This is a genomic window from Novacetimonas cocois (assembly GCF_003311635.1).
Taxonomy (GTDB): Bacteria; Pseudomonadota; Alphaproteobacteria; order Acetobacterales; family Acetobacteraceae; genus Novacetimonas; species Novacetimonas cocois.
Genome location: NZ_QEXL01000028.1, coordinates 1 through 314, shown reverse-complemented (window position 1 = coordinate 314; position 314 = coordinate 1). Strand labels below are relative to the sequence as shown.

Sequence of the window (314 nt, the reverse complement as noted above, 5' to 3'; positions counted from 1 at the left end):
TCGCCTATCTTCGCGTGCAGTTTCTCCACATCAGCAGGGCTGACCGGGGGCTCGGCCACCGGCTTCCCGGAGNGCCATCCCCTCGATCGCCTGCCGTTTCCACTGGGCGATCATCGTCTGATGCACACCATGTTTCGACGCCAGTTCCGCCAGCGTCAGTTCCCCACGGATCGCTTCCAGGGCAACCCGTGTTTTGAACTCCGCCCCATACCTCTTGCGCGTAACCTTACCCATAAAACCTGCCCTCTCTCAGGTCGGATTATAGACCCAATGACCGTCATTTGCCTCGCCTTCCGAGGTCAGGAGGAGCGTAA

The 314-nt window shown here is 59.7% G+C and carries 1 pseudogene; it reads right to left on the bottom strand.

From position 1 onward, the window contains the following. A pseudogene (locus NJLHNGOC_RS16460) lies at window positions 1-234 on the bottom strand (transposase); the annotation flags it as partial. Window positions 235-314: the final 80 nt, after the last annotated feature.